Annotated in this window: 24 protein-coding genes; 2 read left to right on the forward strand and 22 right to left on the reverse strand. The window is 41.8% G+C overall.

Translation table 11 applies throughout. The annotated features are described in order from the left end of the window. Positions 1-51: 51 nt before the first annotated feature. The 4 genes from C7E02_RS02965 to gpr all read right to left on the reverse strand — a co-directional run bounded on the left by C7E02_RS02965 (position 52) and on the right by gpr (position 6641). Complete coding sequence (locus tag C7E02_RS02965; protein WP_105308768.1) at positions 52-2292, reverse strand: DNA gyrase/topoisomerase IV subunit A; 2241 nt, start codon at positions 2290-2292, stop codon at positions 52-54. A 17-nt stretch (positions 2293-2309) separates the two neighbouring features. Continuing rightward, the gene (locus tag C7E02_RS02970) at positions 2310-4232 is read right to left on the reverse strand and encodes a DNA gyrase/topoisomerase IV subunit B (protein WP_022279339.1); all 1923 of its coding nucleotides are present in this window, start codon (positions 4230-4232) and stop codon (positions 2310-2312) included. Positions 4233-4349: 117 nt separating this feature from the next. Next, complete coding sequence (gene spoIIP, locus C7E02_RS02975) at positions 4350-5570, reverse strand: stage II sporulation protein P (RefSeq protein WP_029730386.1); 1221 nt, start codon at positions 5568-5570, stop codon at positions 4350-4352. 90 nt (positions 5571-5660) lie between these two features. After that, positions 5661-6641, reverse strand: coding sequence for a GPR endopeptidase (gene gpr / locus C7E02_RS02980; protein WP_029730385.1), 981 nt, complete (start codon positions 6639-6641; stop codon positions 5661-5663). Positions 6642-6827: 186 nt separating this feature from the next. Here gpr and rpsT point away from each other — a divergent pair, with 186 nt between their 5' ends. After that, complete coding sequence (rpsT, locus tag C7E02_RS02985) at positions 6828-7091, forward strand: 30S ribosomal protein S20 (RefSeq protein WP_005336673.1); 264 nt, start codon at positions 6828-6830, stop codon at positions 7089-7091. A gap of 188 nt (positions 7092-7279) precedes the next feature. Here rpsT and C7E02_RS02990 read toward each other — a convergent pair whose 3' ends face one another. The 18 genes from C7E02_RS02990 to C7E02_RS03070 all read right to left on the reverse strand — a co-directional run bounded on the left by C7E02_RS02990 (position 7280) and on the right by C7E02_RS03070 (position 21028). After that, complete coding sequence (locus tag C7E02_RS02990) at positions 7280-7921, reverse strand: phosphoribosyltransferase (protein ID WP_005336675.1); 642 nt, start codon at positions 7919-7921, stop codon at positions 7280-7282. Between the two features lie 364 nt (positions 7922-8285). After that, positions 8286-9305 (reverse strand): ketol-acid reductoisomerase, encoded by a 1020-nt coding sequence (gene ilvC / locus C7E02_RS02995; protein ID WP_005336677.1) that lies wholly within the window; start codon positions 9303-9305, stop codon positions 8286-8288. A 42-nt stretch (positions 9306-9347) separates the two neighbouring features. Beyond that, complete coding sequence (gene ilvN / locus C7E02_RS03000; RefSeq protein ID WP_005331079.1) at positions 9348-9845, reverse strand: acetolactate synthase small subunit; 498 nt, start codon at positions 9843-9845, stop codon at positions 9348-9350. 128 nt (positions 9846-9973) lie between these two features. Next, a complete protein-coding gene (locus C7E02_RS03005) occupies positions 9974-10894 on the reverse strand; it encodes a ComEC/Rec2 family competence protein (protein ID WP_005336685.1) in 921 nt (306 codons plus the stop codon). A gap of 74 nt (positions 10895-10968) precedes the next feature. Next, positions 10969-11238, reverse strand: a complete 270-nt coding sequence (locus tag C7E02_RS19565; protein WP_242978724.1) for a DUF1847 domain-containing protein — start codon at positions 11236-11238, stop codon at positions 10969-10971. 25 nt (positions 11239-11263) lie between these two features. Then, a complete protein-coding gene (locus C7E02_RS19570; protein WP_242978725.1) occupies positions 11264-11401 on the reverse strand; it encodes a hypothetical protein in 138 nt (45 codons plus the stop codon). A gap of 63 nt (positions 11402-11464) precedes the next feature. Next, positions 11465-12028 (reverse strand): chromate transporter, encoded by a 564-nt coding sequence (locus C7E02_RS03015; RefSeq protein WP_005336696.1) that lies wholly within the window; start codon positions 12026-12028, stop codon positions 11465-11467. Then, positions 12025-12603 carry a chromate transporter gene (locus C7E02_RS03020; protein ID WP_105308769.1) on the reverse strand — a complete coding sequence of 193 codons (579 nt, stop codon included), beginning with the start codon at positions 12601-12603 and terminating at the stop codon, positions 12025-12027. Before C7E02_RS03020 ends, C7E02_RS03015 begins: the two co-directional genes overlap by 4 nt. Positions 12604-12621: 18 nt before the next feature. Continuing rightward, on the reverse strand, positions 12622-13557 hold the full coding sequence (locus C7E02_RS03025) for an aldo/keto reductase (protein WP_105308770.1): 936 nt from the start codon (positions 13555-13557) through the stop codon (positions 12622-12624). A gap of 130 nt (positions 13558-13687) precedes the next feature. Further along, a complete protein-coding gene (locus tag C7E02_RS03030) occupies positions 13688-14644 on the reverse strand; it encodes a 3-hydroxyacyl-CoA dehydrogenase (protein WP_029730382.1) in 957 nt (318 codons plus the stop codon). 218 nt (positions 14645-14862) lie between these two features. Next, entirely contained in the window at positions 14863-15873 is a 1011-nt protein-coding gene (locus tag C7E02_RS03035; protein ID WP_005331087.1) for a GGGtGRT protein, read from the reverse strand. A 14-nt stretch (positions 15874-15887) separates the two neighbouring features. Further along, a complete protein-coding gene (locus C7E02_RS03040; RefSeq protein WP_005331089.1) occupies positions 15888-16580 on the reverse strand; it encodes an iron-sulfur cluster assembly scaffold protein in 693 nt (230 codons plus the stop codon). Between the two features lie 152 nt (positions 16581-16732). Continuing rightward, positions 16733-17197 carry a GNAT family N-acetyltransferase gene (locus C7E02_RS03045; RefSeq protein ID WP_022279332.1) on the reverse strand — a complete coding sequence of 155 codons (465 nt, stop codon included), beginning with the start codon at positions 17195-17197 and terminating at the stop codon, positions 16733-16735. Further along, positions 17197-17739, reverse strand: coding sequence for a CDP-diacylglycerol--glycerol-3-phosphate 3-phosphatidyltransferase (pgsA, locus tag C7E02_RS03050; protein ID WP_005336706.1), 543 nt, complete (start codon positions 17737-17739; stop codon positions 17197-17199). The genes C7E02_RS03045 and pgsA overlap by 1 nt, the downstream gene beginning before the upstream one ends. Then, positions 17739-19061 (reverse strand): 30S ribosomal protein S12 methylthiotransferase RimO, encoded by a 1323-nt coding sequence (gene rimO / locus C7E02_RS03055; protein ID WP_022279331.1) that lies wholly within the window; start codon positions 19059-19061, stop codon positions 17739-17741. The genes pgsA and rimO overlap by 1 nt, the downstream gene beginning before the upstream one ends. An 85-nt stretch (positions 19062-19146) precedes the next feature. Beyond that, entirely contained in the window at positions 19147-19509 is a 363-nt protein-coding gene (rpoZ, locus tag C7E02_RS03060) for a DNA-directed RNA polymerase subunit omega (protein ID WP_005336709.1), read from the reverse strand. 5 nt (positions 19510-19514) lie between these two features. Next, complete coding sequence (gene gmk, locus C7E02_RS03065) at positions 19515-20135, reverse strand: guanylate kinase (RefSeq protein ID WP_005336711.1); 621 nt, start codon at positions 20133-20135, stop codon at positions 19515-19517. 11 nt (positions 20136-20146) lie between these two features. Further along, positions 20147-21028: a YicC/YloC family endoribonuclease gene (locus tag C7E02_RS03070; RefSeq protein ID WP_005331095.1), complete on the reverse strand. Its 882-nt coding sequence runs from the start codon at positions 21026-21028 to the stop codon at positions 20147-20149. A 150-nt stretch (positions 21029-21178) separates the two neighbouring features. Between C7E02_RS03070 and C7E02_RS03075 the strand changes: the two genes are divergently transcribed. After that, positions 21179-22918 (forward strand): Rqc2 family fibronectin-binding protein, encoded by a 1740-nt coding sequence (locus C7E02_RS03075; protein WP_105308771.1) that lies wholly within the window; start codon positions 21179-21181, stop codon positions 22916-22918. The last annotated feature ends 50 nt before the right edge of the window (positions 22919-22968 follow it).

Consider the following 22968-nt stretch of genomic DNA (forward strand, 5'->3'; position numbering starts at 1 on the left):
ATCTTACTCTCTCATAAATGCCCGGCATGATTGATGCCTGGATTTTCACTCTTAACTCCTAGCCTTCGTTCCGGTTCCGTCACGTTTTGCAACCTTCAGCCGGTTCAACGTCAGTTCCCGGTCACCGTATGAAATCTTGTGTTCCGTTCCTTCGTAAAAGAGATAAATCTGTTCCAGCTCATCATTCTTACGAAGCTTTATGCCCCGGACTCCCACAGCCGCTTTCTTCTTCTCGGCAACTTCCTGAGCTGAAAAACGCAGAAAATATCCATCTTTTGTCTGAAGGACTACATGCTGGTCATCAGTAATGACTTGAACACTGATCAGCTCATCATCCTCCTGAAGCTTTGTTGCTGCAATGGTACGTTTTGCCACCTGGAACTCATTTCCCTTTACTTTCTTAATCATTCCCTGCTTCGTTGCAAATAATAATTTCGCATAACGAAGCTGTAATTCGTCGCACATATATACGACCATTTCCTGTGTACTGTCATAATTACTTACATTGTCGATTGGCTGCCCCTTATCACGGAACTTTCCATATGGAAGATCGAGCACTTTAATCTGATGCATCTTGCCGGTATTGGTAAATACACACAGTTTTCCGGTATTAATGCAGTTTACGATCCATTTATTCTCTGCATCTGCCGCCTCTTTATTTCGCTCGTAAGTTGCCACATCCACTGTCTTGGCATAGCCAAAACGATCCATCAGGAATACTACTTCCTGTTCTTCTACTTTCTTTTCTTCATAGACAGCCTCCTGGCCATTCTCTACAACAGTGCGGCGTTTGCGTGCATATTCCTTTTTGAAATGCTCCAGATCTTCAATGATAACTTCTGCCATAGAATCATAATGATTCAAAATATCTTCATATCTTGCAATATTTTTCAGAGTCTCCTCATGTTCTTTCATCAGCGCTTCAATTTCCAGACCAATGAGTTTATAGAGACGCATTTCCAGGATTGCATTTGCCTGGCGCTCAGTAAAACGGAGCATCGCAGCCATTTTCCTGGAAATCCCGGATTTAAATTTGATATTTTCGGTGATTCCCTGTGTCAGGCAGGCTCTTGCATCAGCCACAGACTGACTTCCCCGCAGGATTTCAATGATCAGGTCAATGACATCACACGCTTTGATAAGACCTTCCTGAATTTCTTTTCTGTCCCGCTCTTTTGCAAGCAATGTCTTATATTTTCTTGTTGCCAGTTCGAACTGGAAATCTACATGGTGCTCGATAATCTTCTTAAGCCCCATAGTCTCCGGACGTCCGTCTGCAACTGCCAGCATATTTACCCCGAAAGTATCTTCCAATCTTGTCTTTTTATAGAGCATATTGGTCAGATTTTCAACATCTGCTCCTTTTTTCAGCTCAATAACAATGCGGATTCCTTCCTTTGAAGACATATTGGAAATGTCTACGATATCGTTTGTCTTCTTTGTCTCTACAAGCGCACAAACATCATTTAAAAACTTGCCGATTCCGGCTCCGATCATCGTGTAAGGAATCTCAGTGATGACAAGACGCTTCTTGCCACCTTTCATCTCCTCTACTTCCACTTTACCACGGACTTTAATCTTACCTGCACCAGATTCATAGATTTCAAGAAGGTCATCTTTATTGACAATAATTCCTCCGGTTGGAAAATCCGGTCCTTTGATATATTTCATCAATTGCTTTGTGGAAATGTCTTCCTGTTTCATATACGCTTCTACCGCATCAATGACTTCTGACAGATTATGTGGTGGAATACTGGTCGCCATACCAACTGCAATACCATCCGCTCCGTTGATCAGAAGATTCGGTACACGCACCGGAAGAACTTCCGGTTCTTTCTCCGTCTCATCAAAGTTCGGCATAAAGTCTACAATATTCTTATCCAGGTCAGCAAGATAAGCTTCCTGCGTGATCTTTGCAAGTCTTGCCTCTGTGTAACGCATTGCGGCTGCTCCGTCCCCTTCAATGGATCCGAAGTTACCATGTCCGTCCACCAGTGCCATTCCTTTTTTAAACTCCTGTGCCATGACAACTAATGCATCATAGATGGAACTGTCACCGTGCGGGTGATATTTTCCCATCGTATCCCCAACGATACGGGCACATTTTCTATATGGTTTATCATAACGGATACCAAGCTCGTACATATCATAAAGCGTACGGCGCTGTACTGGTTTTAGTCCATCCCGCACATCAGGAAGTGCCCTGGCAATGATAACACTCATGGCATAGTCAATGTAAGACTTCTTCATCAACTCACTGTATTCCGTTCTGATAATCTGTGAATCCTGCATATTTTCTCTCCTAAATTTTATATGTCAAGCTCCGCTTCTGTCGCATTTTCATAGATAAATGCACGTCTTGGCGGTACTTCTGTTCCCATCAGCATCTCAGTCACACTGGATGCCATTCTTCCATCCTCAATCTCTACTAATTTTAAAAGTCTTGTCTTAGGATTCAGTGTTGTCTCCCAAAGCTGGTCTGCGTCCATCTCTCCAAGACCTTTATAGCGCTGCAGAGTAAATGGGCCATCATGGGTTTTCCTGTATTTTTCCAAGGCCTTGTCATCGTACAGATACTCTTCCTCGCCTTTCTTCGGCATAGCCTTATAAAGCGGCGGCATGGCAATATAGACATGTCCCTCCTGAATAAGCTCCGGCATAAAGCGGTAGAACAACGTCAGAAGCAATGTGGAAATGTGTGCGCCGTCCACGTCAGCATCAGCCATAATAATAATCTTGTCATAGCGCAGTTTTGTAATATCAAAATCATTGCCGTAGCCCTCGGAAAATCCACAGCCAAAAGCATTGATCATAGTCTTGATTTCCGCATTCGCAAGGACTTTGTCGATGCTTGCTTTCTCCACGTTCAGAATCTTACCCCTGATCGGCAGGATTGCCTGATACATACGGTCTCTTGCTGTCTTTGCAGATCCTCCGGCAGAATCTCCCTCCACAATAAATATCTCGCATTTTGATGCGTCGCGGCTCTCGCAGTTGGCAAGCTTTCCGTTGCTGTCAAAAGAATATTTCTGCTTCGTCAGAAGATTCGTCTTCGCTTTTTCTTCTGTTTTACGGATTTTTGCAGCTTTCTCCGCACAACCGATGACATTTTTCAGTGTCTCCAGATTGCGGTCAAAAAAACGAACAATTTCCTCACCGACCACCTTGCCAGTCGCCTTGGATGCATCCGGGTTGTCCAGCTTCGTCTTCGTCTGACCTTCGAATCGCGGATCCGGGTGTTTGATGGACACGATCGCTGTCATTCCATTTCGCACATCCGCTCCTGTAAAATTAGGATCCTTATCTTTAAGAATTCCAAGTTCTCTTGCATACTGATTAATGACTGTTGTAAATGTTGTCTTAAATCCGGTCAGATGTGTACCGCCCTCACTGTTATAAATGTTGTTACAGAATCCAAGAATATTTTCATGGAACTCATTTACATACTGGAATGCAACTTCCACTTCTATTCCGTCTGCCTCACCTTTAAAATAAACCGGCTCATGGACAGATTCTTTGTTTGCATTTAGTTCACGGATAAATCCAAGAATTCCGTCTGGCTCATGATAAACGATATGCTCTGGTTCTGCGCCTCTTAAATCTTCAAATATAATCGTCAGGTTCGGATTAAGGTAGGTCGTCTCATGCATACGGCTTTTGACTTCCTCTGCTTTGAACTTCGTTTTTTCAAATATCGTATCATCTGGCAGAAAGTTAACCTTCGTTCCGGTCTTTCTTGTCTTCCCGATTGTCGGAAGAAGTCCATCTTCCAGTTCAACTACAGGAATACCTCTCTCATACCGGTCATGATGAATATATCCATCACGACTGACCTGCACATCCATATAAGCAGACAATGCATTTACAACTGAAGAACCAACTCCATGAAGACCACCACTTGTCTTATAAGCAGAGTCATCAAATTTACCACCTGCATGCAGTGTCGTATATACAATTCGCTCCGCTGAAACGCCTTTTGCATGCATACCGACCGGAACTCCTCGGCCATTGTCCGAAATTGTCGCAGAGCCATCTTTTTCCAGAGTTACATGAATCTCCGTACAAAATCCGGCCAGATGTTCATCAACTGCATTGTCTACAATCTCATAGATCAGATGGTTCAATCCTTTCGTCGATACACTTCCGATATACATTCCCGGTCTCTTCCGGACTGCCTCAAGTCCTTCCAGGACGGTAATACTATCTGCATCATAAGTGTTGTTCTTTGCCATTTTGTCAGTTCCTTTCCATTTTTAAACATACTATTTAAAATATAGCACAAAACAAAAAGACAGGCAAATAAATTTTCAAGACGTCAGCGCAACCTTTTTCAAGCTTTTTCAAGTTCTTCAGGGTGTCAGCACCCGGCTCAGCACATCTGCCAGTACTTCCATAGCATTTCTCATCTCTTCTACTGTATTCGTCTGTGCTCCTGCCTCAATAAGCATTGCCTTCGGTGCCAGATCCAGATTATACCGGTAACTTTTCAGATAAATATGCCTCGTAAAACCAGGATAGTATCTTGCTGCCATAAGCTGCATCTGAAAAGACGTTGCCAGATTATCCTCACGGTATGGATTATTCAAATATGCGATCTCTCCATTTTTCCTTGTCCGGCTAAGACCATTAAAAAACATGATCTGAGCGGTTGGTTTCCCATTAATTTCCGTCACCAGATGTGTGCCCTGCGCCACGCCATCTCGATGCAGATCAATCACCACTTCAATGCTTGGATTATCTTTTAAAATCTGCCGGACATCCGGCTCTGCAAGCTGATAGGCCCGGCTGCGATCCAATTTCCCATCAATCAGATCATAAATGCCCTCATGATGAAGCGTCTCAATTGCCCTTGCATTCAAAAGCTCTGTCAAATATGTACCTATCCCCATAATTGTCGTAGAAGTGTCTCCATCAACAGAATCAGCAAATGCCTCCTGGGAATGTGTGTGATAAATCAGTACTTTTGGTCCTCCTGTTGTCCTATCAAGCGCCAGATTCTTCTCCAGAAACTTCCCTGCATTCAGTTCCTCCGGATCGGTCATAGTTGTCCCGTCAACGGTGTAAAATGTTCCCACCAGATATTCATAATCATTTAACTGATTCATATCAATGTCCTGAACCGGTGTACTGGCTAATACTGCTGCATTTTCTTCTGGCACCCCAGCCCCAACTGATTCTTGCATACTCCCAGCCGGAATCAGATTGCCGTTCTCATCGATAGCATTTTCATCATTTGCCTGATTTTCCAGAATCATAGTTCGTGTCAATGTATCTTCCACGGTTGTTTCCGGTTCTTCATGATTTCGAACATATTCACTGATTGGAACGAAGCTTAAAACACTTTTTTCAATTCTTCCCGTCAATGTGTCTTTCCGCCCCTCTTTTACATATGTAAGTCCCGGAAGCAGCCAGTTTGCCGCCTGCTTCAGGACATTTTGACTTGTTGAGCTAAAAAAATTTTTTCTCTCCCTGCTTATTTTTACATTTTCTATATCTGTAAATGCATAAATCAGCAGCATCCCTACGATCAATAGCATCCGTATTCGATTTCTTTTCTTTTTTTCTTGCATTACACCGCCCCATGTGCGTCTTAGTTCTAATAATATATGATGCAATTGGGGTTCTTATGTGCATGTCCTTTCAGAAATCCAAAATATCTTCTATTCAAAGCTTTGCCCTGAAAACGCAAGATTCAGCCCCTCCGAGATGGTGTAACTCAGACGTTTTACTGTCTCATCTATATCTTTCGGTGTCATAAACATACTGTTCAGGTTTGGTGCGATCAGTTCTTTGATCAGCTCATACTTCTCTGCTTCGCTGTATCCTCCTAGGACAAGTCCGACTCCTTTTAACGATTCTGATGTCTCCAGTGCTGACAATAGATTTTCCATCGTATCACTTACAATTGTCACAGCATCAACAACTGTCGGAACTCCGATTGCAATTACCGGAACTCCAATTGTTTCTTTTGTAATCGCATTCCGGTAATTACCGACACCGGAGCCTGGATTGATTCCGGTATCAGCAATCTGAATCGTCCGGTTCAGTCTTCTGGAATTTCTCGCAGCAAGGGCGTCAATTACAATTAAAAGATCTGGCTTGGTCTCCCTCACCACACCCTTTATAATCTCCGCTGTTTCCATTCCGGTCTGTGCCATCACTCCTGGAACTATGGCACTGACCACACAATTCATCTCTTCTAGTGCTGCATATTTCCCATATTCTTTCACAATATGTCTGGTAACGTTCAGATTATCTGCCACATAAGGGCCAAGAGCATCGGGTGTCGCCTGACGATTTCCAAGCCCTATGACCAGAACTTCCTTATCATGTTCACTTTCCGGTATGATTTTTTTCATAACTTCTATCAAATATTTTGCCAGTTCTTCTGAAACCTCCCGGTGGATTCCCTCATCCGGTGAAGATAAATTCGGGGCTTCAATCGTCAGATATGTTCCGACTGGTTTCCCCATAGTCTTCGCACCATTTTCGGTTTCAATCCGTACAGTCGTCACCCTAATTTCCCGCTCCTTATCATATTCTTCCTCCAACACAACTCCTTGTACCTCCACCTGGTCAGACTCAAAACGTTCCTTCTCTTCCAATGCCAGATCTGTCCGTATGTTATATTTTTCAACCATGATTTTCTCCCCTTTTCACCTGCAAGCACTATTTTTATACTAGTTTTTACAATATTTCCATAATTATGTATTGACAGAATAAGTCAGCTGGTCTAAAATGAATGAGTGTGTTCGAGAGAACGTCCGTGTCCGGATCTGTCGAACTGATCATTATAATCGAAATTATAGATATTGGAGGTGGACAAATTGGCTAATATCAAATCCGCAAAGAAGAGAATTTTAGTAAACGAGACAAAGGCTGCTAGAAATAAAGCAATCAAGTCTAAAGTTAAAACTTACGTAAAAAAAGTTGAGACAGCTGTAGAGAAGAAAGATGCAGCAACTGCTGCAGCAGCTCTTAAAGAGGCGATCGCTGAAATCAACAAAGCTGGAAGCAAGGGTGTATACCACAAAAACACATGCTCTAGAAAGATTTCCCGTCTGACAAAAGCTGTTAACGGAATTGCTTAATTCATAGAGAAACATGGAAAGACAACCATACCGTCATGTGGTTGTCTTTTTATATAATAGGAAATTGCATTTCCTATTATATAAAAAATCTCCAGCAGGATGTGCACGAAAAAGAGCCGGGAATAAATGCTCGCATTTTTCTCTCCGACTCCTCATCTTATTATTTAACAGATACTCCTGTTCTATTTCTATAATTTTGAATATCCAAAACTGTTGACAATTGCTTCTACTCTGTCACCTGCTTCACACATTGGGCACTTATTCGGCTCATATGCATGATATGCCGGAAGATCTTTGCTTGTAAAAATTGTCTTTACTTCCATGCCTGCTACTTTTGTTACAGCACTGAAGATAGAACATACTCCACAAATCGTTCCTCCATAATATAATACAGAATCAATAGCACGCTTGATCGTCTTTCCAGTCGTAATGGATGCTGCCAGCACAAGTACCTGCTGATCTTTGATCATTCTCTGTTGATTATCACGGAACATAATCTGCCCCAATCCGTTATATTCCGGTGTGATCACAGAAATATTATTCTTATGGCTCAATGCCATATGTGTGCTGTCTGCCAGCTGTTCAGCCAGAAATGCTCCAATCACACATGTCTCATCCAGGCATACAATCGTATCTACATATGTACTTGTCACGTACTCCTGCGCCAGTACTTTCGCTGCCTCTCTCGCATTGTTATGACGAATCTTTACTGTTGACATATCAATATAAGTATCCAGATGTGAGTTGCTTGTAGCAAAATGTCCTTTCATAATCTTGATACGCGCTTTTGGATTTTTCGTCGACCGCAGATTCTCTAATCTTTCATCCATGTCTCATACCTCCCTTGATGCTTGCTGTTTCCAGTCGTTCGTAATCATTCGATTCATTCTGCCGCATTTAAAATTGGTATCGAACTTTTTACTTTATGTTTTATTCTATCATATATGTATGTAATTGAAAACTAAAATTATAATTTTTTGTGTATTTTTCACATACAAAGGCATCATTCAAAATTACCCACATAATCCTTATTCACACGTATGACTTTCTGTGGGAGTTCTTTATATAATCGGAACTGCTTTTTCCGATTATACAAAAAAGAAGCTCTGCGTTCCTGTTACGGTTCGTAAAGCTTCTTTTATCTCTTATGTCAAATATGTAAGATCAAGTCTGATTCTATGCTGCAAATCTCGATTAGTTGTTGATCAGTTTGTCTTCTCCATTCCAGCTGTACAGCTTTCTAACTTCAGCTCCAACTTTCTCTGATGGGTGCTCAGCTGCAAGCTTTCTCATAGCCTGGAAGTGTACCTGACGTCCTGCCGGAGACATATCAAGTAAGAACTCTTTTGCAAATGTTCCGTCCTGGATATCAGAAAGAATCTTCTTCATAGCTTTCTTTGTATCCTCTGTAACAATCTTAGGTCCTGTTACATAGTCACCATACTCTGCAGTGTTAGAAATAGAATATCTCATTCCAGCGAATCCTGACTGATAAATTAAGTCTACAATCAGTTTCATCTCATGGATACATTCAAAGTAAGCATTTCTCGGATCATATCCTGCTTCGCAAAGTGTCTCAAATCCTGCCTGCATAAGTGCACAAACACCACCGCAAAGGACTGCCTGTTCACCGAAGAGGTCTGTCTCTGTCTCTGTTCTGTATGTTGTCTCAAGAAGTCCTGCTCTTGCTCCACCAATTGCAAGACCATAAGCTAATGTTCTGTCCCAAGCTTTCCCTGTAGCATCCTGCTCTACAGCGATAAGGCAAGGAGTTCCTTTTCCTGCAATATACTCGCTGCGAACTGTGTGTCCTGGTGCCTTAGGAGCGATCATTGTTACATCTACGTTCTTAGGTGGTTTGATGCATCCGAAGTGAATGTTGAAACCATGAGCGAACATTAACATGTTTCCTTCCTCAAGGTTTGGCTCGATGTCTTTCTTGTACATATCAGCCTGTAACTCATCATTGATAAGAATCATGATAATGTCTGCCTGCTTTGCTGCCTCTGCTGCTGTGTATACTTTCAATCCCTGCTCTTCAGCTTTCTTCCAGGATTTACTTCCCTCATAAAGACCTACGATTACGTCACATCCGGACTCTTTCAGGTTCAGAGCATGAGCATGTCCCTGACTACCATATCCGATGATAGCAATCTTCTGTCCTTCCAGTGCTGATAAATTACAATCTTCCTGATAAAAAATTCTTGCTGCCATTTTGACATTCCTCCTAATAAATATGTAAATTTAAATTGGTAACTACTCGATAAATGTGACATCCTTGATTCCTCTTGACAGTCCGGCAATTCCGGTTCTGGCAAGTTCCAGGATCTCATAACCATCCAGGAGCTGTAAGAACGCTTCCAGCTTCGACTGGGTTCCTGTAAGCTCAATCACGAGAGACTCTCTCTCTGCATCAACAATCTTTGCACGAAAGATATCAGCAATTGAAACAATCTCTGACCGCTGCTGTGCATTGGCACGGATCTTAACCAATATCAGTTCACGATATACGGATTCTTCCGGCTTTAAGACCTTCACTACGATCACGTCTTCCAGCTTGGCAATCTGCTTTTCAATCTGAGATAAAATAATCTCATCTCCACTGGATACAATCGTGATTCTCGTAAATCTTGGATCTGCCGTCACACCGGCTGTAATACTGTCGATGTTGTATCCTCTTCTTGTGAATAGTCCGGATATTCTACTTAATACTCCGGAATTGTTGTCAACTAATAATGAATAAACTCTCTGCATAATGCACCTCTTTCTTGTATCTTTTCAAAAACAGAGTGCGTTCTGTTTTTAAATAATAGCAATATCTCATGTATTTGTCAAGTATCTATCTTATCTTTTCTAAGAACTTTTTTATCTTTTTTTGATTTTTACTCTTTCTCACTGAACCAGGAAATATTCGTTCCGTCACTCGTTGCAATAATTGTTCCAAGCAGATCTGTGCGGTAAACCTGCACATCATCGTTATTCAGGCGCTCCAGCGTCTCCTGATGCGGATGTCCGTAAGAATTATCCACGCCACAGCTGATAACAGCCCATGTTGGATTCGTTGCTTTTAAAAACACTTCACTTGTAGAAGTTCTGCTTCCGTGGTGTCCGCATTTTAACACATCACATTCCAACGCACTTCCAAATCTCTTCACCATTGCGCTCTCAGATTCCTCACTGGCATCTCCACACATGACAAAAGAATTCTCCCCGTGCACCAGTTTAATTCCTACTGAAGCATCATTGGTATCATCTGAACTGACCAGATCCGTTTCCGGACAAAGCACAGTAAATGTCGCATCTCCAAATCCGAACTCTTCGCCGACTTTTGGATGCTCTACCGGAACATTTTCTTTCTCAATATCATCCATAACTTCTTCATAAGTCATTGTATCATTCGCCACATCCGGCATAATAACCTGTTCTACCTCAATCTTCTCCAAAACATCATCGCCGCCACCTATGTGATCGGCATCCGGGTGTGTCAGGATCAGATAGTCAAGCTTGTCTATGCCCTGTTGATTCAGATAATCCACCACATCTTTTCCTTCATGGTTATTCCCAGCATCGATCATTGCATTATGGCCTTCTGTCTGAATAATTGTACAGTCACCCTGTCCTACATTGAGATAGGTCACTTTCATCTGACCAGTCGCAACCGTATCTGCAATGTTTTGTACAGGATCACCAGACATTCGTTCCATCAAATTCCCACGCTCCGCAAATCCGCCGATCAATGCAAGAATCAGCATGATTGCCGCAGGAATTCCTTTTAGATTCTTATTCTTTTTTCTTCTAGCCATACTTACTTTCGCTCCCCTTATGTAATTTTCGCTCCCCTTTCATTCAGGTCTTGAAATCCATTTTTCGCTTCAAATTATCGTTCTTTTTCTCCTGACGTCGGATCAGCCATCCGTTTCTTGTAATACGCTTTTGTCTGATACAATGCTCCAGCCTTACAAAGTGCTGCATATGGTTCAAAACCGTTCTTTCTCATAATCTGAGCAAATATACGACTTTCTTCAATCAATCCAATACATGTCGCAATTCCAATTTTATGAAAGCCCATCCGCTTTGAAAATTCGATAATTTCCTCCACTCTCGTATAACGGCAATAAAATTCAGCTTCAATCTCTGCTGAAATCACAGAAACTTTATTGTTCTCTTCATCTTCAAGATATAGTTTTTTTAATCTCCTCCAGCTCTTTTACATCAAAATTTGTAGTCAGACAGAACTCCGGATATTCCTTATCCCTCTTAGCACAGTTCAATACGCCACAGTTAACACATGATTTTTCAAATTCTCCCATTGTACATTCTCCTTCCACCTATACACCTTTTTTTATATTATTTATTTTGGTATAAATATTATCCTACAAGCGTTGAGCACAACTCACGCCAACTTTCATCACCCCTGCCAGCAGCATCACCCACACAGGATTCATTTTCACTTTCTGTATCAGAAAAATACAGATTACAAATATTGTAACCAGACCCCAGTTAGTTCCTGCAAAAGTAATCATATCATTTCCCCAAAATGCCGTAATGAGAATTGATATTCCTGCCGATGCTATCAATGCAACAACCGCTGGGCGCAAAGAGCCTAACACCCTCTGAAATAACTCCATATTCCGCCATTTTAGATAAATCTTTGCAATTACCGTTACAATAATACAAGACGGCAATATGTACCCGGCTGTTGCACAGAGTGCTCCTGGTATACCTGCAATCTTTTCACCTACAAATGTTGCTGAATTCACGGCTATTGGTCCCGGTGTCATCTGAGATATGGTAATCAGATCTGTAAATTCTGACATGCTAAGCCAGCTATGCGCTTTTACGACCTGACCCTGAATCAGAGGAAGCGCTGCATATCCACCTCCGAAACTGAACATGCCAACTTGGAGGAAACTTAAGAACAACTGCAAATAGATCATGCTTCTTTTCTCCTTTTTAAAAGAGCCCTTACCACACCAAATATAATACATGTCAGAATAATATATATTACATTCACATTCATGAAACATGCCGCAACAAATGCTCCAGCCATTATCAGAAGTGACATTTTGTCACCGCCTTTTGCTATACCATTTCCCATTTCGTAAGTCACACAGGCAATGACTGCAGCCACACCTGCCTGCATGCCTTCCAGCATCTGACTGATCAGCCAGTTATCACGAAATGCCTGATAACACATTGCAAGAATTGTGATAATCACGAATGGCGGAATAATTGCTCCTATAACCGCTACAAATGCTCCTATAAGCCCCGCCAGTTTATATCCCACCACAATCGCTCCATTAACTGCGATTGCTCCCGGTGCCGATTGTGCAATTGCCACAAGATCTAACATCTCATCATTTTCAATCCAGTGATATTCGTCCACGAATTTTTTCTTTAACAGGGAAACAATCACATATCCTCCACCGAAAGTAAATGTGCTCAGATATAAAGTTGAAATAAATAAATGAAATAGCATCTTTTTCTTATCTTCCACTATTTTCCCTTTCATAAATCAGTTATCCGACTGTTATAATATTCTTACAGACTCCAGTCTTCGAATCTCATTATCCGTCAGTTCCCATTGAAGATTTCTGCAGTTTTCTTCTACTCTGGCACGGCTCTGCGCCCCAATGATGCAACTGGATACAAATCTCTTCTGAATCACCCATTTCTCTGCGATCTGAGCCAAGGAAACATTTCTCTCTTCTGCAATCTGATCCATGATTGTTAACAGTTCCATTGCTTTTGAAAACAATGGTTCTTTAAAATATGGGTAAAATCGATTTCTGCTGTCAGTCTGCTCAAAGGTTCTAAGTTTTCGGTAATTTCCAGTCAGAATTCCGCCACCTAAAGTTCCATAAGTCATAATTCCAAGCCCTTGTTCATAAGCCCAGCGAATCAACTTCTCGTCTTTTCGGTCTGCCAGTGAATACTGTGGCTGAAAAGCTTCGATTTTGCAATATTTCTGGACCTCTTCAATCTGTTCTTTTGAAAAATTAGAAACTCCTGCATGCAGAATTTTTCCTTCTTTTTTCAACGTACTCACCGCATCTATTGTCTCTTCCAGTTCAACATCCGGATCCGGCCAGTGTACCAGATAAATATCAATATAGTCTGTCTTTAGATTTTTCAGCGACTCGTCGCACTGCTTTAAAATACTCTCTTTTGAACCACAGCGAAGATATTTTCCATCTACGAATTTATTTCCACATTTTGTAGAAATGACCACCTCCCTGCGCTTTTTAAGCTTATTCAAAGTCTCACCAACATAACATTCTGCTTTTCCTGCATTGTAAGCCGGTGCCGTATCTATAAAATTAATACCACACTCCAGCGCTGCCTTAATTGCGTCCATTCGCGACTCATCCGAATAACTGTCCCAGCCGGCACCTCCGATACCCCATGTTCCAAGACATAGCTTCGAAACCCTCAAGCCTGTTTTTCCAAACTCCTGATACTGCATATCTGTCACATTCCTTTCTGTCTGCTACGTTATCATTTATCATCTGTTTTGTTACTGCCTTTTATTATTCTACCAAATTACTTTCCATACGTCAAAACCGTCAGGAAACATATCCTGACGGTCATACTTTTTACTTTGTGTATTTATAAAATCCTTCTCCTGTGCAGACGCCTTTCTTGCCTGCATCGATTTTTTCTTTCAAGCGTTTTGCAATCTTTCCCGGTGTTGTCTCCGGATCTTTTGCCACCGGATCCATACAAACGATATTGTACGCAGTCTCCAGTCCCACAATATCAAGAATACGGAATGGACCAAGTGGAGCTCCGGTAGCAAGACTCCATGTCAGATCAATTGTCTCCGGATCAGCCACATCATTTGCATAAAGTGCTTCTCCGGCATTTAAAAACGGAACTAACAGAGAGTTCAGAATATATCCCGGCTGTTCTTTATGTAATTTCAATGGAATCATACCAATCTGTCCGGCAAACTCTACAACCTCATCGTAATATTTTCCTTCTGTACCGGCATGCCCCATAATCTCAGCCGTGTTATTTTTCCAGATTTCATTTGCAAAATGCAGTGCAAGATATTTTTCCGGTCTTCCTGTGTACTGAGCAAATGCACTCGGTACCATAGTTGATGAATTTGTCACAATAACTGTCTTTTCCGGAAGAAGCGGCGCCATCTGCTGATAGAATGCAATCTTTGCTTTCGGATCTTCTGATAAAGATTCAATCACAAGGTCTGCATCTGCCATTGCTTTCGCCATATCAAGTTCATATATAAGACTTTCAAATGCCTGGTCAGCCTGCGCTTTTAATTCCTCTACTTTTTCTACTGTCAGATTCTCAAAATCATCAACCAGACCTCTCGGATACAGCTTTGTTCCTGTTCCGATCAAAGCTTTTGTCGCCTCCAGATCTTTTAAATATGTCTCATGCCATCTTGCAAATTTCGGCTTTGCACGTTCAATGGAGCCTTCACTTCGAAGCCATACCGTCACATCAAATCCTTTGTATGCAACCTGGTAAGCGATCTGGCTCCCCAGCACACCACCGCCTACAACTACAACCTTTTTAAACGCCATAATTTTGTCCTCCTTGTTATAAAATTGACCAACTGTCATCTAATATTTGAGCAATTATATAATAGTAAGGTAAATATTTCAATATCTTTCGACAACTCAAAATACTACAAAATCAAAAAATTGTATTAAAGTTCACACTTATAAACGTAAAGAGAAGCCTAGCATACGCTAAGCTCCTCTCATTATTCCATTATTATTTCTGCTTTTCTGGCGGTTTCTTAGAATTTACCAGCCTTTGCTGCTTCCTCTACGGAAACTGCTACTGCAACAGTCATACCAACCATCGGGTTGTTACCTGCTCCGATGAGACCCATCATCTCTACGTGAGCCGGTACAGAAGATGATCCTGCAAACTGCGCATCTGAGTGCATACGTCCAAGTGTATCTGTCATACCATAAGATGCTGGACCTGCAGCCATGTTATCTGGATGAAGTGTACGTCCTGTACCACCACCAGATGCTACTGAGAAGTATTTTTTACCTTTCTCAACACACTCTTTTTTGTACGTTCCTGCTACTGGATGCTGGAAACGTGTCGGGTTTGTAGAGTTACCTGTGATAGATACATCTACACCCTCTTTCCACATGATTGCAACACCTTCACGCACATCATTTGCTCCATAGCAGTTTACTTTGGAACGAAGTCCGTCAGAATAAGAGATTCTCTGAACCTCTTTCAGCTCTCCTGTATAGTAGTCATATTCTGTCTGAACATATGTAAATCCATTGATACGGGAGATAATCTTAGCTGCGTCTTTTCCAAGTCCGTTCAAGATAACACGAAGTGGTTTTTTACGAACTTTGTTTGCTTTTTCAGCGATACCGATCGCACCCTCTGCTGCTGCAAATGATTCATGTCCTGCGAGGAAACAGAAGCAGTCTGTATCCTCTTCCAAAAGCATCTTTCCAAGGTTACCATGTCCAAGACCAACTTTTCTCTGATCTGCTACAGATCCTGGAATACAGAAAGACTGAAGTCCTTCACCGATTGCTGCTGCTGCTTCTGCTGCTGTCTTACAGCCTTTTTTGATTGCAATTGCAGCACCTACTGTGTAAGCCCAGCATGCATTCTCAAAACAGATTGGCTGAATGCTCTTAATCTGATTGTATACATCAAGTCCGGCATCTTTTGTAATCTTCTGTGCTTCCTCGATTGAAGCGATTCCATATCCTGCCAGCACTTCATTGATTTTATCAATTCTTCTTTCATATGATTCAAATAAAGCCATTTTAAAAAGTCCTCCTACTCTTTTCTTGGGTCAATAATCTTTGCTGCGTCTTCAACACGACCATACTGTCCTTTTGCCTTTTCCCATGCATCATTCGGTGTATCGCCTTTTTTGATGAAGTCTGTAAGTTTTCCAAGATTTACGAACTGGTATCCGATGATCTCGCCTGCTTCATCGAGTGCGATACCTGTTACATAACCCTCTGCCATCTCAAGATAACGAGGTCCTTTTGCTAATGTTCCGTACATTGTTCCTACCTGAGAGCGGAGTCCTTTTCCAAGGTCCTCAAGTCCTGCTCCGATAGCAAGTCCGTCTTCAGAAAATGCGCTCTGAGTTCTTCCATATACAATCTGTAAGAATAACTCACGCATTGCTGTATTGATTGCATCACAGACAAGGTCTGTATTCAATGCCTCTAAAATAGTTTTTCCTGGAAGGATTTCTGAAGCCATAGCAGCTGAATGTGTCATTCCGGAGCAGCCGATTGTCTCAACCAATGCCTCCTGGATAATTCCATCTTTCACATTCAGTGTCAGCTTACAAGCACCCTGCTGAGGAGCACACCAGCCAATGCCGTGTGTAAAACCGGAAATATCTTTGATCTCCTTAGCCTGAACCCATTTTGCCTCTTCCGGAATCGGAGCTGGTCCGTGATTAGCGCCCTGCGCTACCGGACACATCATTTCTACTTCTTGTGAATAAATCATTTTAAAACTCCTTTCAACTATGTGTGTTTTATAAATAGTGTTTGTTATAAGTTTAACACCATATCCTTTTTTATTCTCTCATAAATAACATTTTTCGTCAATTGGCACTACGCTACATTTTTAAATTGTTTGGACCGCTTTTTATAGTCATTCTACTTAAGAATTTCCATTGCCATAGGCACATAACATTTTCCATGTATCATCTGCATCTCATCGATTGGTTTCATGCCCATGTGGATATATTTTTTCACCGCCTCTGGAGCAGCATCAACGGTCATAATAGTCTTATGCAGTTCTTCCTTACAATACCTTTTCGCATAGTCAAAAAGTAACCTTCCAGCACCTTTTCCCTGGCAGGATCTGCGCACATAATAATTACAAATGTGTCCCCGCCTCTGAAGGGATATAGTTCCTTCCAGTTCTTCTTGTTCAAATACACCGAACATCAGAAGTTCGCCGCTATCACAGAGCTGGTCGATATTCTCCTGTTTTAAATATTCGCGAAATGTATCAATCCCTTCCTGCTCATACACCTCGGCCACATCCATGCAAAAAACGCTCCAGATAATATCCAGAGCGTATTTCCTTTCCTGTTTTTCCAGTTCACGTACGATCATTACATACCTCCATGTGTCAGCACCTGCACATTCTTTGCAATATAGTCGATCAGTGATACAACTGTCAGGATCAGTGAAAGCCAGATCAGAACTGTGCCAACGATATCGAACGCACCTCCAAGATCTGCAATCAATACAATGATCATGAACATCTGGGATACTGTCTTAAATTTGCCCCAGTAACTTGCTGCGATGACAATTCCATTATCTGCAGCCACAAGGCGGAATCCGCTAATAATAAACTCACGGGCAATGATGATGATGACGAACCATGCCTGTAATTTTCCTAACGGAATCATACAGATCATAGCAGAACACACAAGCAGCTTATCTGCTAAAGGATCCATGAACTTTCCAAAGTTTGTCACAAGATTTCTTGCGCGGGCGATCTTACCATCCAGCATATCTGTCAGACTGGCAACACAGAACAAAACTAACGCGATCCATTTATTTGCCGGTCCTCCCACATCCGTCAACATAAAAAATACAAAAAACGGAACCATGATAACTCGTAATACTGTCAGTTTATTTGGTAAATTCATTATATCAGCTCTCCTATCAAATCATATTCCAGTGCACCTGTCACGCGGACTCTTGCAAAATCTCCACTCATCAATTCTTCGTCTGTATTGATAAAGATCAAGCCATCCACATTCGGTGCATCTTTATAAGTTCTTCCTACATATGCATTTTCATCTGCAACTTTTCCTTCAATCATAACGAGAACTTCACGTCCGACCATATCTTCTGCCAGATCAAATGCGATTTCCTGCTGAAGTTCCATCAATTCTGCCTGACGGTCTTCCTTGACTTCTTCCGGAATCTGCTCTGTCATAGTTGCAGCTGGGGTATCTTCCTCCGGTGAGTAAGTAAAAACTCCAAGTCTGTCAAATTCCATCTCATCTACGAAATCCTTCAGCTCTTCATGCTGTTCTTGTGTCTCACCCGGAAATCCTGTGATCAATGTGGTACGAAGAGAAATATCCGGGATCTCTTTTCGAAGCTTTTCAATAATCTCTACAAGCTGAGCTTTTGAAGTTCTTCTTCCCATTCTTTTTAGCACTGCATCACTTGCATGTTGAATCGGAAGATCCAGATAGTGACAGACTTTATTTTCTTCTTTAATCGTCTGAATCAGTTCATCGTAAATCTCCTCCGGATAACAATAAAGAATTCGGATCCACTGGATTTTGGATATTTTACAAAGCTCGCGGAGCAATTTATGCAAAGATTTCTCTCCATATAAATCCTTTCCGTATACGGTCGTTTCCTGTGCAACAAGAATCAATTCTTTTACTCCCTGATCAGCCAGGTCTTTCGCTTCTGCCAGCAGCTTCTCCATCGGAACACTGCGGTAATTACCACGAAGTTTTGGGATGATACAGTAAGTACAATGCTTGTCGCAGCCTTCGGCAATTTTCATGTATGCATAATGCCCGCCTGTTGTTACAAGTCTCTTTTCTTTTACATCTGGAAGTGCATCCACATCTTCCAGAACAACATGTCCATTTCCCGCAAGAGCCTCTTCCACCGCTTCTACGATATGATCATAAGAAGTAGTGCCAAGTACTGCATCAACTTCCGGTATCTCGTCAATAATCTCCTGCTGATAGCGCTGTGCCAGGCACCCGGTCACGATCAGAGCTTTCAGCTTCCCTTCTTTTTTGTACTCTGCCATCTCAAGAATGGTCTGAATGCTTTCCTCCTTTGCATCATGAATAAAACAGCAGGTATTAACAACAATAATATCTGCGTCTTCTTCTGAATCTACGATCTGATATCCCTTTTTATCCAAAAGCCCAAGCATGACCTCTGAATCCACCAGGTTCTTATCGCAGCCGAGGGATATAAATAAAATATTCATATAGTTCTCCTTGTATGTCTTATTTAAAAAGCAGATACCAGACGGTATCTGCCTCAGGCACACGGCACACCGTGTAGTAATCTCTCTATTCGTTATCTTCAGACTCTTCTACTGCTTCTGCGTCTTCCTCTGAATCCTCTTCCTGAATATTCAAGAAATCTTCCTCTGCATTCTCCTCTGCCTGCTTTGCTTCCAGTTCCACAAGTTTTGCAGCCTCTTCTTCAGCAAGTATAGTGATCTTTCCCTGATTCATCTCGCTGATTGCAATAGAAAGCGGCTTCTCACCCGGTTTTGTATCTACTAATGGCATAGAACCATCAATAATCTCTCGTGCTCTTTTAGCTGTAGCCATAACGATAGAATAACGGCTGTTAACAACCTTTGTCTCGCCTTCCTCAACGTCTTTATTAACGACCTTCATTAAGTCTGTGTAAGATGGATGTAACATGTACACTATTCTCCTTTCAACTCTCTCTTCATATGCTCTATAAATGTCTGATTACGGAAACATCTCTCATGTTCTCCCTGAATCAGATGATGCATCTCTTCCACGCACACATCTAATTCATCGTTCACGACCAGATAATCATACTGATCCATATATTCTGCCTCTTCAATAGCGCGCTTCATACGCCCATCGATGACTTCCCGTGTCTCAGTCCCCCGTCCTTCCAGACGCTTTCTGAGTTCTTCTGCGCTCGGAGGTGTTACGAACAGTAATAATGTATTCGGAAATTTTTCTTTGACTTTCAATGCGCCCTGGATTTCAATCTCCAGGATTACATCTTTCCCTGCACAAAGTTGCTCTTCTACATATGCTTTCGGTGTTCCGTAATAATTTCCCACGTACATAGCATACTCTATCAAATCATCTTTCGCAATCATTTTTTCAAATTCTTCAGTTGTTTTGAAAAAATAAGCCTTTCCTTCTTCTTCTCCCGGTCTTGGGTTTCTTGTTGTTGCAGAGATGGATAATGCATAATTATCATATCTCTCCAGAAGTGCTTTCATAATCGTACCTTTGCCGGCACCGGAAAACCCGGATACTACAATAAGAATTCCCTCTTTATTCATAGCTATACCTCTTATTCAATATTCTGGATCTGTTCTCTGACCTTCTCAATCTCTGTCTTTAACCCAATTCCTGTATTGGAAACTTCCAAGTCATTTGCCTTTGACAAGATTGTATTTGCTTCACGGTTCATCTCCTGTGCAATAAAATCAAGCTTGCGTCCGATTCCTGCCTCATCTGACTGGAGCGTCTCTTTCATATGTACGACATGACTCTTCAGTCGTACGACCTCTTCATCTGTACAGATCTTATCTGCATAAATCACAACTTCTGCTGCAATACGATTCTCCTCAATCTGCGTATCTTCAAGAAGTTCTTTAACTTTGGCTTCCAGCTTTTCTCTATACTCGGCAACGATCTTCGGAGAACGCTCCTCGATAAATGCTACCATCTCAAGAATTCCATCAAGCTTTGCAAGAATATCTTCTCTCAGATGTTCTCCCTCTGCAGTCCTTGTAGTTACAAATCCGTCAACGGCTCCATCCAGTGCTTTTTTCAGTCCTTTCCAAAGTTCATCGGTATCCTCACTGCCCTCTTCCATTGTAAATATCTCAGGATATCTGGAAAGTGCAGACACACGGACATCATTCTCAATGCCAAACTTTTCTTCCATCTGCTTGAAATATTCAAGATATTCTGCTGCCAGACTTTCATTATACTTTAATGAAACCTGTCCGTCAGATAAATCCTCATAGCTGATAAAGATGTCTACTTTTCCTCTCTGGATTCTTTTCTTGATTTCTGTCCGGATTGCCGTCTCGAAGAAATTCAGTTTCTTCGGCATACGGATACTCATATCCAGATAGCGGTGATTCACGCCTTTCATCTCTACGGTAAACTTGCGGTCTCCCTCTGATATTTCACATCTTCCGAAACCGGTCATACTCTTGATCATGTGTATTACCTCTTCTTTTCAGTAATAAATACGGTTTTAACCGTACGTTTTATTATACTTCATTTGGATTTTTGAGTCAACTATGGTATGATATGAAAAGTAAACATTTATCATACATTTATAACATTATTTTAAAGGAGTGCTTATATTATGGCATTTGACGGAACAACAATCGCAGCAGTTCGAAAAGAACTTTCCGATTCTATCCTTGGCGGACGCATCTACAAAATTGCACAGCCGGAACCGGACGAACTGTTGATCACAATAAAAACACCCGAAGGGCAACGCAAACTATATATTTCTGCAAGTGCATCTCTTCCATTGATTTATCTCACTGATGAGAATAAACCGAGTCCTATGACTGCACCTGGTTTTTGTATGCTTCTTCGCAAATATGTTGGGAATGGGCGTATCACAGCTATCTCACAGCCTGGTCTGGAACGTATTTTATTCTTTGATATTGAGCATTTAAATGAACTGGGGGACCTTTGCCGTAAGCGTCTGATCGTAGAAATCATGGGCAAGCACAGCAATATCATCTTCTGCGATGATAAAGATAAGATTCTGGACAGCATTAAGCATGTTTCCGCACAAATGAGTTCTGTCCGGGAAGTCCTTCCTGGAAGAACCTATTTCATCCCGGACACGATGTCTAAACTGGACCCGCTCACAGTTTCTTTTAAAAACTTTGTCCTGGCACTGAGAGAAAAACCTGCTGCCCTTGGAAAAGCAATCTACACAAGCTTTACCGGTATCAGTCCTGTAGTAGCGGAACATATCGTCTCGGGGTCCGGACTGGATACGGATATTCCGGCTTCCGGCATTTCCGAAGATATGCTCATTCACCTGTACCGCCAGTTTTCCTACTATATCGAAGACCTGAAGGAAGGAAATTTCCACCCAGTGATTTACTATAGCAACGAAGTGCCAAAAGAATTCACCGCCATTCCATTTTCTCATTATGGAAATTACCGGGCAGAATGCTTCGATTCCATCTCACGGGTGCTTCGCACTTATTATGCGACTCGCAACACCGTAACACGAATACGTCAGAAAAGTGCAGACCTGCGCCATGTTGTGCAGACGAATCTGGAACGTGCAAGAAAAAAATATGACTTACAATCCAAACAACTACAAGGAACCGAAGACCGTGAAAAATACAAAGTTTACGGAGAACTGATCAACACTTATGGTTACAACCTGAATCCGGAAGCAAAGTCATTGACCTGCCTGAATTACTATACGAACGAAGATATTACGATTCCATTGGATCCACAGAAAACTCCTCAGGAAAATGCACAAAAATATTTTGCAAAATACAATAAGCAGAAGCGTACCTTTGAGGCGCTGTCCGAACTGATCCAAGAGACAGCTGATGAGATCAGCTATCTGGAATCCGTCAGCAACTCTCTGAACATTGCGCTAAGCGAAGCGGATCTGGGACAGATCAAAGAAGAATTGACTGCCAGCGGCTATGTGCGCAGAAAATTCACAAAGAAAAAAGTAAAACTGACTAACAAACCAATGCACTACATCTCCAGTGACGGATATGACATTTACGTTGGTAAAAATAATATCCAGAACGATGAACTGACTTTCTCTTTTGCAAATGGCGGTGACTGGTGGTTTCACGCAAAAGGTGCTCCCGGATCCCACGTCATTGTCAAGACAAATGGCGATGAACTTCCGGACCGTACTTTTGAAGAAGCCGGACGGCTGGCTGCTTATTATTCTAAGAACCGCGGCAGTGATAAAGTCGAGATTGACTACATTGAAAAGAAGCATGTCAAGAAACCAAACGGAGCAAAACCCGGGTTTGTGGTTTATTATACAAACTACTCTCTCGTTATTGACTCTGACATCAGCAACATAAAAGTCGTGCAGGATTAATTCCCGCACGACCTTTTTCGTATTGTACTTACGATTTTCACTTATTCTAT

It is taken from the genome of Dorea sp. Marseille-P4042, from assembly GCF_900290215.1.
Lineage (GTDB): Bacteria > Bacillota > Clostridia > Lachnospirales > Lachnospiraceae > Dorea > Dorea formicigenerans.

Bases quoted from the DNA above. Each gene is read 5' to 3' on its own strand.
- gpr (WP_029730385.1), bottom strand. From the start codon at position 6,641: ATGGTTGAAAAATATAACATACGGACAGATCTGGCATTGGAAGAGAAG.
- C7E02_RS19570 (WP_242978725.1), bottom strand. From the start codon at position 11,401: ATGGGAGAATTTGAAAAATCATGTGTTAACTGTGGCGTATTGAACTGT.
- C7E02_RS03005 (WP_005336685.1), bottom strand. From the start codon at position 10,894: ATGGCTAGAAGAAAAAAGAATAAGAATCTAAAAGGAATTCCTGCGGCA.
- C7E02_RS03075 (WP_105308771.1), top strand. From the start codon at position 21,179: ATGGCATTTGACGGAACAACAATCGCAGCAGTTCGAAAAGAACTTTCC.
- C7E02_RS03025 (WP_105308770.1), bottom strand. From the start codon at position 13,557: ATGCAGTATCAGGAGTTTGGAAAAACAGGCTTGAGGGTTTCGAAGCTA.
- ilvC (WP_005336677.1), bottom strand. From the start codon at position 9,305: ATGGCAGCAAGAATTTTTTATCAGGAAGATTGTAATTTATCAGCACTG.
- C7E02_RS03045 (WP_022279332.1), bottom strand. From the start codon at position 17,197: ATGATCGTACGTGAACTGGAAAAACAGGAAAGGAAATACGCTCTGGAT.
- C7E02_RS03035 (WP_005331087.1), bottom strand. From the start codon at position 15,873: ATGGCTTTATTTGAATCATATGAAAGAAGAATTGATAAAATCAATGAA.
- spoIIP (WP_029730386.1), bottom strand. From the start codon at position 5,570: ATGCAAGAAAAAAAGAAAAGAAATCGAATACGGATGCTATTGATCGTA.
- rimO (WP_022279331.1), bottom strand. From the start codon at position 19,061: ATGAATATTTTATTTATATCCCTCGGCTGCGATAAGAACCTGGTGGAT.
- C7E02_RS02970 (WP_022279339.1), bottom strand. From the start codon at position 4,232: ATGGCAAAGAACAACACTTATGATGCAGATAGTATTACCGTCCTGGAA.
- pgsA (WP_005336706.1), bottom strand. From the start codon at position 17,739: ATGAATTTACCAAATAAACTGACAGTATTACGAGTTATCATGGTTCCG.
- C7E02_RS02965 (WP_105308768.1), bottom strand. From the start codon at position 2,292: ATGCAGGATTCACAGATTATCAGAACGGAATACAGTGAGTTGATGAAG.
- C7E02_RS03070 (WP_005331095.1), bottom strand. From the start codon at position 21,028: ATGATCAAGAGTATGACCGGTTTCGGAAGATGTGAAATATCAGAGGGA.
- C7E02_RS03015 (WP_005336696.1), bottom strand. From the start codon at position 12,028: ATGATCTATTTGCAGTTGTTCTTAAGTTTCCTCCAAGTTGGCATGTTC.
- C7E02_RS02990 (WP_005336675.1), bottom strand. From the start codon at position 7,921: ATGGATGAAAGATTAGAGAATCTGCGGTCGACGAAAAATCCAAAAGCG.
- C7E02_RS03030 (WP_029730382.1), bottom strand. From the start codon at position 14,644: ATGGCGTTTAAAAAGGTTGTAGTTGTAGGCGGTGGTGTGCTGGGGAGC.
- ilvN (WP_005331079.1), bottom strand. From the start codon at position 9,845: ATGCAGAGAGTTTATTCATTATTAGTTGACAACAATTCCGGAGTATTA.
- C7E02_RS03040 (WP_005331089.1), bottom strand. From the start codon at position 16,580: ATGATTTATTCACAAGAAGTAGAAATGATGTGTCCGGTAGCGCAGGGC.
- rpoZ (WP_005336709.1), bottom strand. From the start codon at position 19,509: ATGTTACATCCATCTTACACAGACTTAATGAAGGTCGTTAATAAAGAC.
- C7E02_RS03020 (WP_105308769.1), bottom strand. From the start codon at position 12,603: ATGAAAGGGAAAATAGTGGAAGATAAGAAAAAGATGCTATTTCATTTA.
- gmk (WP_005336711.1), bottom strand. From the start codon at position 20,135: ATGAATAAAGAGGGAATTCTTATTGTAGTATCCGGGTTTTCCGGTGCC.